General features: G+C 57.4%; 2 protein-coding genes. One reads left to right on the top strand and one right to left on the bottom strand.

Annotated elements, in window-relative coordinates; all coding sequences use genetic code 11:
- Nucleotides 1-192: 192 nt before the first annotated feature.
- Nucleotides 193-906, top strand: a complete 714-nt coding sequence (locus ACYZGB_RS22700) for a hypothetical protein (RefSeq protein ID WP_462391246.1) — start codon at nt 193-195, stop codon at nt 904-906.
- A gap of 104 nt (nt 907-1,010) precedes the next feature.
- On the opposite strand, the gene ACYZGB_RS22705 is transcribed toward ACYZGB_RS22700, so the two are convergent.
- Nucleotides 1,011-1,364 (bottom strand): hypothetical protein, encoded by a 354-nt coding sequence (locus ACYZGB_RS22705; protein WP_462391248.1) that lies wholly within the window; start codon nt 1,362-1,364, stop codon nt 1,011-1,013.
- Nucleotides 1,365-1,545 lie beyond the last annotated feature (181 nt).

Consider the following 1,545-nt stretch of genomic DNA (forward strand, 5'->3'; position numbering starts at 1 on the left):
CCCTGAACACCAACGTTGGCGTTCTTCGCGGTTTCCTCCCCCGAGGCTTGTGCGACACCTGCCCTCAGGTCGGGGGCGCTCATCGCTCGGGGGTATTCCGGGCAGGTATCTCACAACCCTAAACAGAAGCCGTCCTTGGGCTTCACGCTCCGTCACACGGTTTAAGCCCTATTTTTCTTTTCAGGAACCTAGATGTTCGGTGTCTTCAGAGCCAAGCCGGGGCAGGTGAGAACAGAATTTTTCCAGGTGACTGCTAAGGTCGCTCGCGGCACAAACCTTGATTTGGCACCCGCAGCAATCGGCGCTTACGTCACGGCGTACGCAGCAGCTGCGAACGCTGAAATCGCCGTTGAGCTGATTCAGGGAAGGCTCGCTGAGCTGGGCTTTGAATCACTCGAATGGCGTAGCCCTGTCATCAGCTTGAACGTGGAGTATTGGGGCGCGTACGTTGAGCGGGAATGGCCGGAAATGGCAGCGAAGCTTCCCTCACGGCAGGAAATTGTGACCCTCGGCGGCCCCCAAGTCTTCGTAGGGGCAGTTGCTGGTTTCGAAGCACCAAAGGCCTCCATTAGCGCGAGCGACCACGTCGCTGAAGAAATGCTTCGCTATCTCGCTGATGTTTGCAACGGGGTTCAAGAGGCCAAGGAAGTTCGGTCCGATGCCTTTAACGCAGCCCATGTCTTGTGTCGCGAGCTAGCCACCCAATTCAAGGGAAGCGAGTTGCTTCCACGAAAGCTCCTCGAGGCGCTGTTCAGCGTCGCAAACCTGCTAGAAAACGAGGCTCCGTACTGCCCCAGCCCGTCGCGAGTGCAGGCGTTGGCCAATTCGGTCCACCAGACCTTCGGATGCCTCATTGGCGGTGAAACTCACGATGACAGGTTACCTGGGATTCCGCGCATCTCTTAAGGTCTGAACGCAATGTCTGCTCTGGAGCTAACCGAACTTCAGCTCAGGGCCCACTGCAGGCAACGGCGATGCCACTTTCATGGCCGTTAGCTGACGTTCAGGGCTCACGACACCCAACGCATTTTCTGTTCAGCTATTTCGCCGGATGGACTGAAGCGGATCGTGACTCCGTAGCCGCAGCGTGACGCCCATTGCACCTGAATGCCCATTTCAGCCTTGGCTTCGTCAATGCAGAACGCGATGTAGGGAACGCGCTGGACCTTGGCCGCAGAGTCGGAGATCAAGGTGCCGTTCAATAGACGCCACGTGCTCAGAGGCTTGTTTTTGAACGGATAGCTCAGGTCATCAACATCGAACTGAGGGAACTGCGCAACTGGAAGATCGGTGGCGTTGAATGACGCGCCCATTTCTTGCCACGCATGAGCAATCCAAGCTTCTGCCGCATCGAGAATTGCCATATGCGTGCTGTTGTGTTGGGCCACCTGAAACCTGCCATTCGCGAGTGACCGTTGTTGTTTAGGGTTGTGAGATACCTGCCCGGAATACCCCCGAGCGATGAGCGCCCCCGACCTGAGGGCAGGTGTCGCACAAGCCTCGGGGGAGGAAACCGCGAAGAACGCCAACGTTGGTGTTCAGGGC

It is taken from the genome of Acidovorax sp. Q11, assembly GCF_054950075.1.

Excerpts from the sequence above, each read along its gene's own strand:
- ACYZGB_RS22700 (WP_462391246.1), top strand. The coding sequence starts at position 193 with ATGTTCGGTGTCTTCAGAGCCAAGCCGGGGCAGGTGAGAACAGAATTT.
- ACYZGB_RS22705 (WP_462391248.1), bottom strand. The coding sequence starts at position 1,364 with ATGGCAATTCTCGATGCGGCAGAAGCTTGGATTGCTCATGCGTGGCAA.